Here is a 12824-nt window from a genome sequence, read left to right as displayed (position 1 = left end):
ACCCCACCGGGATTTCCATCCCTAATCGTGGCTGGCCACTTCGGTCAGCGGCTTGATCGCATCCGGCGACATGAAACGCAGCGGATTCTGCGCCACGCCCTTGTAACGGATTTCGAAGTGCAGATGCGGGCCGGTGGAGCGCCCGGTGCTGCCGACTTCGGCGATCTTCTGCCCGGCACTGACCTTGTCGCCGAGCTTTACCAGCAGCAGGCTGGCGTGGGCATAGCGGCTGGTCAAGCCGTTCTCGTGGCTGAGCTCGACCATATTACCATACTGGGGATGGCGGTCCGCATAGACCACGGTACCGGCCGCCGCAGCGGCGATCGAGGTGCCGACGGGGCCGACAAAGTCGATGCCCTCGTGGAAAGTCTGGCGGCCGTTGAATGGATCGATGCGCCAGCCGAAGCTCGACGATTGCAGCCCCGATTGCAGCGGCGCGCGCGACGGCAGTTGCCAGCGTTGTGGGCGCAGCAGGATGGATTCGGTCAGCGCCAGATGATCGAGGTAGGCGTCAGCCAGATCGGTCGAGGAAGACAATTCGTGTGTGAGATCGCCAAAATCCAGGCTGCGCCCAGGATGTTCTATACCACCTGTCGGTGCCGGCTGGCTGGATAGAAAGGGCTTCACGTCGATGCCGGTCTTGAGCCCCACCTGACGGGCCAGGCCGTCGAGCCGGGTGAGCTTGGCCTGCAGCTCACCGAGCTTCACCGCCAGCACGTCCAGATCAGCCTGGCGGGGGGATTTGGTCAGTTTGAAGAGCTGCGGCGCGGCATTACCCTGCAGCAGCAAGCCGGCGGTGAGACCCATGCCGCCCGCCAGCAGCCCCAGAACGCAGGCCAGCAGGGTGATCGTGTATGGCCCAAGATGGCGAGCGCTGGAGAAGCGGCTCGAAACCAGAATAATATTCACCTATATCTCCTCCCATCCGGTCCTTCGAACCGTCGTTATGGCCTACCGCCCTACCTATCCGGCCTTTATTGGCCAAGATCGACAGCTCTTGCAGCTGGTGTCCCGCGTCGGAGATCTCAACCGCCTGATCCAGTGCGTGCGCGGCGCTTTGCCACCGGCACTGGCCGCTACCTGCATCGCGGCCACGCTGGAAGGCGAGCTGCTGCTCGTGGGGGTGAGCTCGCCGGCAGCCGCGGCACGCATCAAGCAGTACGGCGACGCCCTGCTCACTGCTGTCAGGCAAGGTGGATGGCAAGCTACCGCAATCCGCCCCAGGGTGCAAGTCGGGCTGCGCCGGGAAAAAGCGAAATCGACCAAGGACTTAGCGATGAGTTCAGGTGCGCTCGCCGCCTTCGACGAGCTCGCCGCCACGCTGGATGCCGGCCCCTTGCGCGATGCCGTGGCGCGGCTGGCCAAGCGCCATCGGCGCGGTAGAAGCTGAGCGCGGCGTCGTCCTCGCATCCGGTCGCACGCAGAACGCGCAAAAAAAACCGGGCCTATGGGCCCGGTTATCAGGGAGGAGATGAGCAAAATGCGCGTCGCCGCTCGGGGAAAGCAGCGATTGGTTCGCACACGCCAACAGACTTGGGGACGGGCGGCCAAGTTCCCAAGCGTCGCGTGAAAATTCACCGCGTAGCGCAAAAACACGCGGCGCAATCCAGACACCGCCTGGCTGCGGCAAGCGCGCACCGGCCGGTCATCAAGCGCCGCTATAATGCCGCCTTTGCTCCTCTTTCCCGGACCTTGGATGGATCTCCTGCTGCTACTCAAATCGCTGATCATGGGCCTCGTCGAAGGCGTGACCGAGTTCCTGCCGATCTCCAGCACCGGCCACCTCATCCTCGCCGGTGACCTGATGAACTTCCTGTCCAAGGACAAGCGCGACGTCTACGAGATCTTCATCCAGCTCGGCGCCATGCTGGCCGTGGTCTGGGAATACCGCGCCAAGCTGGGCCGCACGCTGAGCGTGGGCGTGCGTGAAGCGGGTAGCGAACGCAATCTCTTGCTGGCCGTGATCATCGCCTTCATCCCGGCGGCCATTCTCGGCAAGCTCTTCAACGAGCCGATCAAGGCGGTGCTGTTCAATCCGGTGCCGGTGGCCATCGCCTTCATCGTCGGCGGCCTCGTCATCCTGTGGGCGGAGAAGCGCCAGCACACGGTGACAGTGCAAGAGGTGGACGATCTGTCGCTGAAGGACGCGCTCAAGGTTGGCCTGTGCCAGTGCCTGGCGCTGATTCCGGGCACCAGCCGCTCCGGTGCCACCATCATCGGCGGCCTGTTCCTCGGCCTGTCGCGCAAGGCAGCGACCGAGTTCTCGTTCTTCCTCGGCATACCCACGCTGGGCGCCGCCTCGCTCTACAGCCTCTACAAGCACCGCCATGTGCTCGACGCGGGCGATGCCGGCGTGTTCGCGGTCGGCTTCATCGCCTCTTTCGTGTTCGCCTTCATCGCCATCCGTGCGCTGATCCGCTACGTGGCGAGCCATACCTTCATCCCGTTCGCCTGGTACCGCATCGCCTTCGGCGTGATCGTGCTGGCCACCGCCTGGACCGGCATCGTCGACTGGTCGGTCTGACCGGTTCCGCACCAAGCAAACAGGGCTGCCCGCGCAGCCCTGTTTTCATTGCGGCAAGGCGTTCACACGCCGAGGCACAGGTATTTCAGCTCCTGGTACTCGGCAAGGCCGTACTTCGAACCTTCGCGACCGAAGCCGCTTTGCTTCACGCCGCCAAAAGGCCCGACTTCGTTGCTGAAGAGGCCCGTGTTGATGCCAACCATGCCGTATTCCAGCGCCTCGGCCACGCGGAACACGCGCGCGAGATTCTGGCCGTAGAAATACGCGGCCAGGCCGAATTCGGTGGCATTGGCCAACCGCACCGCATCCGCCTCGGTCTCAAATCTGACGAGGCCCGCCACCGGGCCGAAGGTTTCCTCGCGGCACAGCAACGCGTCTTCGGCGACGTCGGTGAGCACCGTTGGCGCATACCAGGTACCGCCGAGCGCCTTGGCGCCGGTCAGCACGGCAGCGCACGAGGCCTGCGCGTCGGCAACGTGTGCCTCGACCTTGGCCAGCGCGTCGGCGTCGATCAGTGGACCCTGCTCGACACCGGCATCGAGGCCGTTGCCAACCTTCAGCACGGCGACGCGCGCGGCGAGCTTGTTGGCGAATTTGTCGTAGACGGCGGCCTGCACGTAGAAGCGGTTGGCGCAGACGCAGGTCTGGCCGGTATTGCGGAACTTGGCGGCGACGGCCCCTTCAACCGCGGCATCGATATCGGCGTCGTCGAACACGATGAAGGGCGCATTGCCGCCAAGCTCCAGCGACAATTTTTTGAGCGTCGGCGCGCACTTCGCCATCAGCTTGCGGCCGACTTCGGTCGAGCCGGTGAACGAGAGCTTGCGCACGGCCGGGTTCTCGGCGAGCTCGGCGCCGACTTCACTGGCAGCACCGGGCACCACGTTGAACACGCCCGCCGGCAAGCCCGCCTCGATCGCCAGGGCCCCAAGAGCCAGAGCGGTCAGCGGCGTCTGGCTCGCAGGCTTGACCACCATGGTGCAGCCCGCGGCGAGCGCGGCGCCGGCCTTGCGCGTGATCATCGCGGCCGGGAAATTCCACGGCGTGATGGCGGCGCAGACGCCGATCGGCTGCTTGAGCACCAAGATGCGGCGATCGGCCTGCGGATGCTCCAGTACATCGCCATTGATGCGGCGCGCCTCCTCGGCGAACCAGTCGATAAAGCCCGCTGCATAGGCGATCTCGCCGCGCGCCTCGACCAGCGGCTTGCCCTGCTCGCGGGTGAGGATTTCGGCGAGTTCGTCCTGATGCGCGATCATCAGCTCATACCAGCGGCACAACAGTGCTGCGCGCGACTTGGCCGGCAATGCGCGCCAGTCGGGCAGCGCCGCTTCGGCGGCGGCGATGGCGGCGCGGGTTTCGCTACGGCCGCAACTCGCGACCTCGGTGATCACATTGCCGGTGGCCGGATCGGTCACGGCGAAGCGCTGCGCGGTGGCGATCCAGCTACCGGCGATCAGCGCATCCCGCTGCAACAACGGGCTTTGCAAACTGGCGTTCATATCGTGCGCTCTATAGTGAGGGTTCGCGTTCCATCTTGCTGCCACGGGGCAGCCCCTTCAATCAGGAGAAGTCACATGTTCGAGCAACTGGGCAATCTGCTGGGCGGCGGCGCCAGCGAGGGCTTCGGCGCCGTGATATCCGACGTACTGGCGCAGCAGGGTGGCGTGGCCGGCCTCGTCGAGAAGTTCCAGCAAGGCGGGCTGGGTGAACTGGCGCAATCGTGGGTCGGCACCGGCGGCAACCTGCCGATTTCGGCCGAGCAGATCCAGTCGGTGCTCGGCAGCGATGCCGTGACCCAGATCGCCGGCAAACTGGGCATCGATCCGCAGCAGGCCTCCAACCTGGTGGCACAGCACCTGCCCGGTATCGTCGATCAGCTCACGCCCAACGGCGAACTGCCGCAAGGCGGCGATGTGCTGTCGCAGGGCTTGGGCGCACTCGGCAAGCTGTTCAGCTAGGCCGCGTACGACCAATGAACAAGCCGCCCGAGGGCGGCTTGTTCGCGTTGTGCCGGCACGATCAGCCGAGTTTTTCGGCGAGCTCGCGACCGAGTTTGCGGCCTTCGCGCACCGCGTAGTTGGTGCCTCTATCCTCCGGGTAGATCTGTGCCATCGAACACAGATGAAAGCCCGGTTGCGGGCCCGCCACTGGCGGGATCAGCGTGCTGTAGCGTTTTTCGACAACCGGTTGCGACCAGCGCGCCTTCCACACGTGATGGCGCTGGATCCAGCTGCGGTCGAGCTTGGGGAACATCTTCTGCAGATAGGGCAGCGCGAACTCCAGCACCTCGTCGGCACTCATCTGGTACAGCGCATCGGTGTGCGGCAAATACTTGGACAGGTAGACGATATGGCGGCCGCCATAGGTTTCCGGCCGCTCGAAGTTGGTGTGCTCGATCACGCCGACAAAGGGGAAGCTCGGGTCGTTCACGTTGAGCCAGTAGGTGTTCGACAGCGAGCGGTCGAGCTCCAGCACCAGACAGACATTGGCAAGATAATGGATGCGCTCGAGCTTGGCGATGTAATCCGCCGGCGCCCAGTCCTTGACCATGCCGGCGACCAGCGGCAGCGCGGTGGTGGCGATCACGTGGTCGGCGGTGATGGTGCCGTTCGCGGTATCGATCTGCCACAACGCGCCCTCAGGGCGGATGGCGCTGACCGGCGCACCGGTCTCGATGCGACCACCGAGCTCGCGCACTCGCGTGGCCAGCGCTTCGGCCAGCGCAACGAAGCCGCCCTTGAAGTAGGCCAGGCGTTCCTCGCCGCCCTTGCCGCGCGAGCCGCCACGCAGTTTCAGCTTGTTCCAGAACCACACCGCCGAGATCTCTTCGGCCACCGGGCCGAACTTGCCCTTGAGCAGCGGTTCCCACATCACGCGGTAGACGCGCTCGCCACCGAGCTCCTTCAGCCATTCGGCGGCAGTCTTGTCCTCCAGCTCCATCCAGTGGTCAACGCGGCGCGCGCGCAGCGCCAACAACCCCAAGCGGATGCGGTCGGTGAAGGCGAGCGGGGTGAAGTTCAGCAAGTCCCACGGCGTGGAGAGCTTGAAGAAGTGGTTGGCGTAATAAACACCCGTATTGGTCGGATTGATCGCCACGCGATCGTTAAGGCCGAGCTCGTCGATCAGCCGCATTACTTCCAGATCGTTGGTGAACCAGTGGTGATAGAAGCGATCGAGCTTCTCGCCGGCCACGTCGAACGCGGCGGCGAGGCCACCGATTTCGCTCTCGGCTTCGAGCACGGTGACGGCGATGCCCTGCTTGGCGAGTTCATAGGCGGCGGCAAGGCCGGTGAAGCCGCCGCCGACGATGGCGACGCGGGTGGAGTGGGCAAGGCTCATGACATGGACTCTCTGGGAATTCGGGTACGGGTGGCCAGCAAATAGGCGCCGCCGGCGAGCGTCGGCGGCAGCCACAACAGCGCGTGGACCAGCAGGGCGTAGGCGGTCGCCACCACCTGGCCATTGCCGAGCGCGGTCATCGCGCGCACGGTGAAGTAATCAAAGGTGCCGACATAGCCCGGCGTGCTGGGGATCAGCGTGGCGAGCGTCCCCACCGGCAGCGCCAGCCAGCCCGCCAGCGGCGCGAAGAGGCCTGGCACGGCAAGCGCGGCGAACCAGAACACGCAGCCCTCGAACAACCAAGCCGCCAGCGACCAGGCAACCAGGCGCGCCATGGTGCTGCCGCTGGCCAGATGCCCCAGCGTGGCCAGGCCGCGGTCGATCTCGGCATTGAGCTTCTCGCCGATACGCGGCGACACCCGTGCAGCCAGCCGGCCGCCCCAGCGTGCCAGCGGTGCGAAGCTTTGCGGAAACAGCAGCACGCCCAGGATGGCGAGGCCCAATGCGATCAGCATGGCGCTGCCGACACCGGCGAGCGCGCTGGCATCGAGCCCGAAGGCGGCGAGCGCGGCGCCGAACAACACCAGCACCATCAACAGATCGAGCAGACGCTCGACGAACAGCGTCGCCAGTACCGTGCCCGAGGTGGCACCGAGCCGGCCGTTGAAGGCGAAGGTGCGCAGCACGTCACCAGCGCGGAACGGCAGCACATTGTTGGCGGCAAAGCTCGCCAGCAGGGGGCCGGCGCAGTCGGACCAGGTGAGCTGCGGGTTGTCGCGCGCCAGCATGGCGCGCCAGCGGGCGATACGGCAGGCGTAGCCGCCACAGAAGGCGACGAGGGCGGCGAACACCCAGCCGGCATCGGTGCCGGCAAACGCATGCGCCAGCTCGGCCGGATCGATCTGTCGCGCGATCAGCCAGACGAAGGCCGCGGCCAGGACCAGCCCGATCGTGGGTTTGAGATAACGCTTCACTTGCGGTCCACCACCGGGCTGCGCGAACGGGCCGGGCCTTCATGGCTGGCGTAGCCGATGTATTCCTGCACCACGTAGAGCGGCCGGTGCTTGACCTCGTTGTAGATGCGGCCGATGTACTCGCCGAGGATGCCAACGCAGATCAGCTGCACACCGCCGATGAACAGCACGGCGATCATTAGCGCGGTCCAGCCCTCGACCCACTGATTGGTGAAGATACGCAGCACCAGCGCATACAGTATGCCTGCCAGCGCCAGCGAGGCCGCGCTCATGCCCAGGCCAATCGACATCTGCAAGGGCTTGGTCGAGAACGACAGGATGCCGTCGGTGGCGAACTTCAGCATCTTCCTGAGCGGATACTTCGATTCGCCGGCAAAGCGCTCGGCACGGCGGTAAGGCAGCGCCGTCTGTTTGAAGCCGACCCAGCTCACCATGCCGCGCACGAAGCGGTCGCGCTCCGGCATGGCGACGAGGCTGTCGACCACGTGGCGGCTCATTAGGCGGAAGTCGCCCGTATCGAGCGGAATCGGCACATCGGAGAGCTTGTTCAGCACGCGGTAGAACGCGCGCGCGGTGGCGAGCTTGAAGGCCGATTCGCCGGGGCGCTCGGTACGCACGCCGTAGACCACGTCGTAGCCCTCGCGCCACTTGGCGATCATCTGGTGCACCACCTCGGGCGGATCCTGTAGATCGGCGTCGATCAGCACCACCGCATCGCCACGCGCGGCGTCGATACCGGCGGTGACGGCGGTCTGGTGGCCGAAATTGCGGGCAAAGCCGACGACACGGATGCGCGCATCCTCATCGGCGAAGCTGCGTAGCAGCGCGCGGGTGCGGTCGCGGCTGCCGTCGTCAATGAAGATGAGTTCGACGTCGAGATCGGTGAGCTCGGCGCAGAAGGCGTTGAGGCGCTTCATCGTTTCGCCGATGACTTCTTCCTCGTTGTAACAAGGAACGACGATGGACAGCAGTTTGTTCATGGCTTGATCTCGCGACGTACCCACAGGCCGGTGAGCGGGTTGTCTCCGAACGGTTTCCAGCTGTAATGCCCGGCGATGGCGGTGTTGATGGTGGTCCAGGCCTGCGGGCTGGCGTTGTTGTCCGCAGGCGTCCAGACGATGTAGTCGACCTTGTGCCGGGCCAGCCAGTTGGCCATATCCGGCATCTCGCCCTTGTAGAACGACTTGAGCAGGTTGGTCTCGCTCCATACCGATGATGGGGCGCCGTGCCACAAGCTGACGTGATTGACCCAGCCCATCATCGACACCTGCTGCGCGAACATCGCGACCAGCCCCTGGTTGGTGTAGGCGTCGCCCAGCCAGTTTTCCAGCACGATGCCGCGCTCGGCGTGCTTGAGGTAGTTGATCATGTCGCGCAGCGCCGGCTGGTCGCGGATGAACCACGATTTGCCGTTCAGCTGGCCCAGCTCGGTCTTGGGCGTATGGATCCAGTAGCGCGCGGTGTCGTAGACGTAGCTGCACACCAGCAGCAGCGACACCAGCGCGGCGATACGCACCCAGCGCAAGGTGCTGGCCAGCGCCAGCGCGCCGCCGGCCAAGAGGCCGCCGCTGTAGAGCCAGCCCCACCACTTCATCGTGGTATTGGTGCGGTCGTACTTGCCGCCAGACGGATCGTCGACGTAGACGAGCTCGGAAATCGTCAGCATGGCAAGGAAGGCCACGGCGAAGCAGATCGCCAGCGGCCGGGTCTTTTTGTCGACGAGGGCAAGGCCCATCAGCACCAGCATCGGCCACCAGAACAGCACGAAGCGCAGCGGCGGCGTGTGATCGAGCAGCGGCACCGGCTTGATCGGCGTGCTGATCGCCTGTGCAGCGAGGCCAGATAGGTACGGATAGACCAGCAGGCCGCCGACCACTGCGCCGGCGAGCACCGCCGGCCAGTCCGGCGGATTCTTCTGCCATTGCCGCCAGCCCAGCCAGGTGAGCACCAAGAGGGCGGCGAAGGGGAAGATCCAGGTATTGGTAATCAGCATCGCCGCCGCCGTGATCGGCAACAGGAACTGGCCGATGCGCCGGCGGTCCACCTCGCCTTCGCGCGGCGGTGCCTCCACCCAGGCGATCAGCGACAAGGCGAGGAACAGCAGCAGGTAGCCACCGATGGGCGGGTGGAAATCACCAAGGAAGAACTGGTAGCCGAAGTTCTCCATCGGGATGTCGCGCGGCTCCCAATCGGGCGTCGGCTTCGGGATAGGCTGCCCCTTGGGCAGCAGCGAGCGACCGAAATCGGTATTCACCCACTGGTCGTAGTTGCCGATGAAGCGCGCGCTGCCCCACATGTATTCGGTGGCGGCCCAGGAATCGGGTTTGTCGGCGGGCTGGCCCACGACGAAATGGATGATCGGCGTGATGCCGGTGCCGCCGAGCGCCAGCGCGACGACCAGCACCCAGCGCGCCCACACCTGCGCGATAAAGCGGCTGGCGAAATACCAGGCCAGTGTGAGCGACAGGCCCATCACGAGGCCGAAGGCGATGTTGTAGGCGAACACCGGCTCCCAGCCGAACAACCGCGCCATCAGCGCCGCGCCGTAATGCATGAACGCGTAGTAGAAATCGAACTTGTACGGCGGATACCAGGTGTCAAGCGGTGGCAACTGCTCGCCCGGCATGTAGTTCAGCATGAAATAGAGATCGGCCGTGCGCTCGCCCGCGTTCGGGTAGATCGCCGGGAAGCAGTACTTCCAGGCGAAGCCGATGGCAAAACCGACCAAGAGCACCTTCTCCGCACTCCAGAAGCCGGAGCTCTTGAGCTCGTTCCGGCTGACATAGAGTGCGAAACCGGCCAGCGCAGCGGTGAACGGCCAAGCCCACGACAGATTGCCTAGGCCCACGAAGTGCTCGACGGCGCAGAACAGCAGCGTGACCAGTAGCACGCCGGCGGTGCGGGCGACGGGGTAGGGCAGCCAGCGGCCCACGACGGCGGTGAGGCCCGCAAGATGCAGCCACAACAGGGCAAGGCTGGCGACAAGGAAAATCAATTGCATGAGGTGTTCTCTCTAACTCAGCGGCGTTCCCAGACGCCAAAGCTGGCGCCGTTGTCGTCGGCCAGCGGATGCCAGACATAGCTGGCAGCCAGTTGTTGCTGCAAGGGGACAAAAGCGGCCGGATCGCGTTGTTGATCCCAACGGGCCCAGACCACGTAACGTACGTTGCGCGCCAGCAGCCACTCCACCGGATTGGCCAGCTGGCCGTGGTAAAGCTGGCGCACCGCATCGGCATCGGCCCGGATCGAATACGGATCGCCACGCCACAGGCCCTGGTGCGCCGGCCAGCCGATCATCGACGGTTGCGCCGAGTGCAGCGCGATCGCCGAGCTATTGGTGTAGGAGCCACCATCCAGGCCCTCGACCACGATGCCGCGCGGCGCAGCGCGCAAATACTCGACGATGCGGCGATGCGCGGCGTCGCTCATCAACCAGTGATCTCCAGCGAGCTTGCCGGCATCGGGCTTGGGCTGCGTGGCGATGTACTGGAACTGCGGCCAGAGGAAGACGAGGCAGCCCACCAGCGGCAATGCGGCGAGCCAGCGCCAGACGCGGCGCTCCGCCCCCACCAGCGGCGCGGATAGCAGCGCGAGGCCGGCCGGGAACAGCCAGGACCACCATTTCAGCGTGGTGTTGAAGCGGTTGTAGCGATCGCCGATCGGGTCGTCGACATAGAACACCTCGCTGATCACCAGCGCCAGCACCATGCCGGCCGCCGCCCAGCAACCAAAGCGCGCCGAGGGGCTGTCCTCGCCGAAGCGGCGCGCCAGCGACAACGCGATCAGCCACAGCATCGGCCACCAGATCGCCAGCCATTGCGGCGCCGGCGTGTGGTCGATGGCAGTGACGACGCGGATCGGCAGCGACAGGCCGCTCGCCGAGAAATAGATCAGGAAGGGGTAGATCAGCGCCACGCCAGTGCCGGCGCCGATGGCCAGCGCCTTCCACGAGAATTCCTGCTTCTGCGCGTAGCGCCACAACACCCAGCCGGATATCAGCGCCAGCTGCAGCGGGAACACCCAGGCGTTGGCGGCAATGGTGACCGGCAGCGACAGCCCCAGCAGGAACTGCAGCCGGCCCAGCGTGGCGCCTTCCGCATCGGCGGATTCACGGTTCTGCGGCGGGCAGCCGGTCTGCAACCTCGCGATCAGCGCCAGTGCAAAGAACAGCAGCACGAAGCCGGCTAGCGGCGGATGCAGGTCGCCCAGGTAGATGTAGTAACCGGTGTTTTCCAGCGGAATATCGCGCGGGCCGTAGGGCTGGTTCAGCAACTCCTGCGGGCCGCTCTTGAACAGCTCCCGGCCCCAGGGCGCAGTGATGTTCTGGTCGAACGTGCCGGTGAACCGCGTGCTGGCCCACAGCCGGGTGGTGGCGTTGCCGGCGTCGAACGGCCCCTGGAACAGCGCGGGCAGCAAAGGCGCCAGGCCATTGCCGCCAACGATCACCGCCGCGACGATCACGCCGCGCCAGCGCGGGCTCGCCACCCAGCGCGACACCATGGACCACGCGAGGCTGCCCATCAGGCCGATCACCACGCAGAATGCCAGATTCATGCTCCAGCCGGCCGACAGGCCGAACACCCGGCCTATCAACGCCGCGGCGTAGTGCAGCAAGGCGTAATAGCTGTCGAACTGTGCGCCGGGTAGCCACTGGTCCGCCGGCGGCAAGGTGGTGCCGTCGATGTAGTTGCGGATGAAATAGAGGTTGGTGATCTTCTCTGCCGAGGCATCGAGATTGGGCCAGAGAAAGCGCCAGGCCAGCGCCCAGGCGAAGGGCGCGAGAAAGGGCAGCTCGCCGAGCCAGAACGACTTGCTGGCCAGGTCGCGCCGCAGGATGAAGACCGATGCGGTGAACGTGATCGGCCATAGCCAGGACAGCCGGCCAAGGCCGACGAAATGCTCGACGCAGAACAACACCAGCACGACGCCGAGCAGGCTGCTCGCGCGCACGATGTGGCGGTCGATCCAGTTGCTTTTCACCACCTGGCCCAGCGCGGCCAGATGCACGAGCAGCAACAGCACCGTCAATGCGGTGAAGATCATGCTCATAGGGGCTCCTCCATCGACCGGCAGTGTACCGGTCGTGTGGCACCCCGTGTCGGGGTGCTCTTGTTGTAATGGACGAGCTTACTACAAGCGCCGCTTTTTGCGCAGCAGGCCGCTGTATTTGAAACCCTTTGCAGTTCACAGCAGACCCACCGCTCATACCTGGATGATTGGCCGTTCAGCGGGAAGCGGCGAGAATGCAGCGATGTCGTCCGCCCCATCCTGCCGCCCAGGCTGCGCTGCCTGCTGCATCGCCCCGTCCATTTCCAGCTCCATTCCTGGCATGCCGCAAGGCAAGCCCGCCGGTGTGCCGTGCGTGCAACTGGACGAAGACTGGCGCTGCAAGCTGTTCGGCCGGCCCGAGCGCCCCGCCGTGTGTGGCGGGTTGCAACCGTCATTGGAAATGTGCGGCGCCGATCGCGCCCAGGCCATGGCCTGGCTCACTCAGCTGGAACAGGCGACCGCGCCCTGAGCGTGGCGGGGCCGGAATCTCGATCATCCTTTGCCAAGCGCGCACGCAGTGCGTGCAGGGCACCGGTGAACAGCGGATGCCAGTCGGTGCCGGGCTCGTTGGCGAGCGGATGCCAGAAGAAGGCGAATTCATGCCCGCCGTCGTCGGCCGTCCAGTGGCACCAATGTGACGGCAGATCATCCGCCACCTTCACCCGCTGGAACGACCAGACCTGCCCCTGCCAGCCGCTGTCCCAGATTCCCAGCGGCTGCGCTGGCACCACCGCGATAAGCCCCGCTTCCTCGGCAAGCTCCCGCAGCGCAGCCGCTTCGGCCGTCTCACCGGGTTCTATCGTACCCTTCACCAGTTGCACGCCCGCTAGCGGGTGGCGAAACACCAGCAGCTCGCACCCGCCCGCTGCATCACGCAGCACTACCGGGCACGTCTTGTTCACATCCATGTCCTGTTCCCTATCTCAGCCACTCAC

Annotated in this window: 12 protein-coding genes; 4 read left to right on the top strand and 8 right to left on the bottom strand. The window is 65.4% G+C overall.

What is annotated here, in order from left to right; translation table 11 throughout:
* Positions 1-21 precede the first annotated feature (21 nt).
* Positions 22-909 carry a M23 family metallopeptidase gene (locus NLI84_RS03805; RefSeq protein WP_255988282.1) on the bottom strand — a complete coding sequence of 296 codons (888 nt, stop codon included), beginning with the start codon at positions 907-909 and terminating at the stop codon, positions 22-24.
* A gap of 37 nt (positions 910-946) precedes the next feature.
* On the opposite strand from NLI84_RS03805, the gene NLI84_RS03800 reads away from it, so the two are divergent.
* Together NLI84_RS03800 and NLI84_RS03795 are read left to right on the top strand one after the other, a co-directional pair.
* Positions 947-1390, top strand: a complete 444-nt coding sequence (locus NLI84_RS03800; protein ID WP_255988280.1) for a DciA family protein — start codon at positions 947-949, stop codon at positions 1388-1390.
* Positions 1391-1696: 306 nt separating this feature from the next.
* Positions 1697-2524 (top strand): undecaprenyl-diphosphate phosphatase, encoded by an 828-nt coding sequence (locus NLI84_RS03795; RefSeq protein ID WP_255988279.1) that lies wholly within the window; start codon positions 1697-1699, stop codon positions 2522-2524.
* A gap of 62 nt (positions 2525-2586) precedes the next feature.
* Here the strand turns inward: NLI84_RS03795 and NLI84_RS03790 are convergent, their stop codons facing one another.
* Positions 2587-4026, bottom strand: a complete 1440-nt coding sequence (locus NLI84_RS03790; protein ID WP_255988277.1) for an NAD-dependent succinate-semialdehyde dehydrogenase — start codon at positions 4024-4026, stop codon at positions 2587-2589.
* A gap of 75 nt (positions 4027-4101) precedes the next feature.
* Between NLI84_RS03790 and NLI84_RS03785 the strand changes: the two genes are divergently transcribed.
* A complete protein-coding gene (locus tag NLI84_RS03785; protein WP_255988275.1) occupies positions 4102-4485 on the top strand; it encodes a YidB family protein in 384 nt (127 codons plus the stop codon).
* Between the two features lie 61 nt (positions 4486-4546).
* Here NLI84_RS03785 and NLI84_RS03780 read toward each other — a convergent pair whose 3' ends face one another.
* Genes NLI84_RS03780 through NLI84_RS03760 form a run of 5 tightly spaced genes read right to left on the bottom strand, consistent with a single transcriptional unit; the run spans position 4547 to position 11889 of the window.
* The gene (locus tag NLI84_RS03780) at positions 4547-5866 is read right to left on the bottom strand and encodes an NAD(P)/FAD-dependent oxidoreductase (RefSeq protein ID WP_255988274.1); all 1320 of its coding nucleotides are present in this window, start codon (positions 5864-5866) and stop codon (positions 4547-4549) included.
* Positions 5863-6840 carry a lysylphosphatidylglycerol synthase transmembrane domain-containing protein gene (locus NLI84_RS03775; protein WP_255988273.1) on the bottom strand — a complete coding sequence of 326 codons (978 nt, stop codon included), beginning with the start codon at positions 6838-6840 and terminating at the stop codon, positions 5863-5865. Before NLI84_RS03775 ends, NLI84_RS03780 begins: the two co-directional genes overlap by 4 nt.
* Positions 6837-7820 carry a glycosyltransferase family 2 protein gene (locus NLI84_RS03770; RefSeq protein WP_255988272.1) on the bottom strand — a complete coding sequence of 328 codons (984 nt, stop codon included), beginning with the start codon at positions 7818-7820 and terminating at the stop codon, positions 6837-6839. Before NLI84_RS03770 ends, NLI84_RS03775 begins: the two co-directional genes overlap by 4 nt.
* Positions 7817-9841 (bottom strand): DUF2298 domain-containing protein, encoded by a 2025-nt coding sequence (locus NLI84_RS03765; RefSeq protein WP_255988270.1) that lies wholly within the window; start codon positions 9839-9841, stop codon positions 7817-7819. Before NLI84_RS03765 ends, NLI84_RS03770 begins: the two co-directional genes overlap by 4 nt.
* 17 nt (positions 9842-9858) lie before the next feature.
* A complete protein-coding gene (locus tag NLI84_RS03760; protein WP_255988268.1) occupies positions 9859-11889 on the bottom strand; it encodes a DUF2298 domain-containing protein in 2031 nt (676 codons plus the stop codon).
* Between NLI84_RS03760 and NLI84_RS19220 the strand changes: the two genes are divergently transcribed.
* Positions 11792-12358 (top strand): YkgJ family cysteine cluster protein, encoded by a 567-nt coding sequence (locus NLI84_RS19220; protein WP_373316875.1) that lies wholly within the window; start codon positions 11792-11794, stop codon positions 12356-12358. The two genes, NLI84_RS03760 and NLI84_RS19220, sit on opposite strands and share 98 nt — an antisense overlap.
* Here NLI84_RS19220 and NLI84_RS03750 read toward each other — a convergent pair.
* Positions 12327-12797 (bottom strand): NUDIX domain-containing protein, encoded by a 471-nt coding sequence (locus tag NLI84_RS03750; RefSeq protein ID WP_255988266.1) that lies wholly within the window; start codon positions 12795-12797, stop codon positions 12327-12329. The two genes, NLI84_RS19220 and NLI84_RS03750, sit on opposite strands and share 32 nt — an antisense overlap.
* Between the last annotated feature and the right edge of the window lie 27 nt (positions 12798-12824).

Source organism: Chitinolyticbacter albus, from assembly GCF_024437655.1.
GTDB lineage: Bacteria > Pseudomonadota > Gammaproteobacteria > Burkholderiales > Chitinibacteraceae > Chitinolyticbacter > Chitinolyticbacter albus.
This window is presented reverse-complemented; position numbering and strand designations above follow the sequence as displayed.

Bases quoted from the DNA above. Each gene is read 5' to 3' on its own strand.
- NLI84_RS03785 (WP_255988275.1), top strand. From the start codon at position 4,102: ATGTTCGAGCAACTGGGCAATCTGCTGGGCGGCGGCGCCAGCGAGGGC.
- NLI84_RS03795 (WP_255988279.1), top strand. From the start codon at position 1,697: ATGGATCTCCTGCTGCTACTCAAATCGCTGATCATGGGCCTCGTCGAA.
- NLI84_RS03750 (WP_255988266.1), bottom strand. From the start codon at position 12,797: ATGGATGTGAACAAGACGTGCCCGGTAGTGCTGCGTGATGCAGCGGGC.
- NLI84_RS03790 (WP_255988277.1), bottom strand. From the start codon at position 4,026: ATGAACGCCAGTTTGCAAAGCCCGTTGTTGCAGCGGGATGCGCTGATC.
- NLI84_RS03765 (WP_255988270.1), bottom strand. From the start codon at position 9,841: ATGCAATTGATTTTCCTTGTCGCCAGCCTTGCCCTGTTGTGGCTGCAT.
- NLI84_RS03760 (WP_255988268.1), bottom strand. From the start codon at position 11,889: ATGAGCATGATCTTCACCGCATTGACGGTGCTGTTGCTGCTCGTGCAT.
- NLI84_RS03770 (WP_255988272.1), bottom strand. From the start codon at position 7,820: ATGAACAAACTGCTGTCCATCGTCGTTCCTTGTTACAACGAGGAAGAA.
- NLI84_RS03800 (WP_255988280.1), top strand. From the start codon at position 947: ATGGCCTACCGCCCTACCTATCCGGCCTTTATTGGCCAAGATCGACAG.
- NLI84_RS19220 (WP_373316875.1), top strand. From the start codon at position 11,792: ATGTGGCGGTCGATCCAGTTGCTTTTCACCACCTGGCCCAGCGCGGCC.
- NLI84_RS03780 (WP_255988274.1), bottom strand. From the start codon at position 5,866: ATGAGCCTTGCCCACTCCACCCGCGTCGCCATCGTCGGCGGCGGCTTC.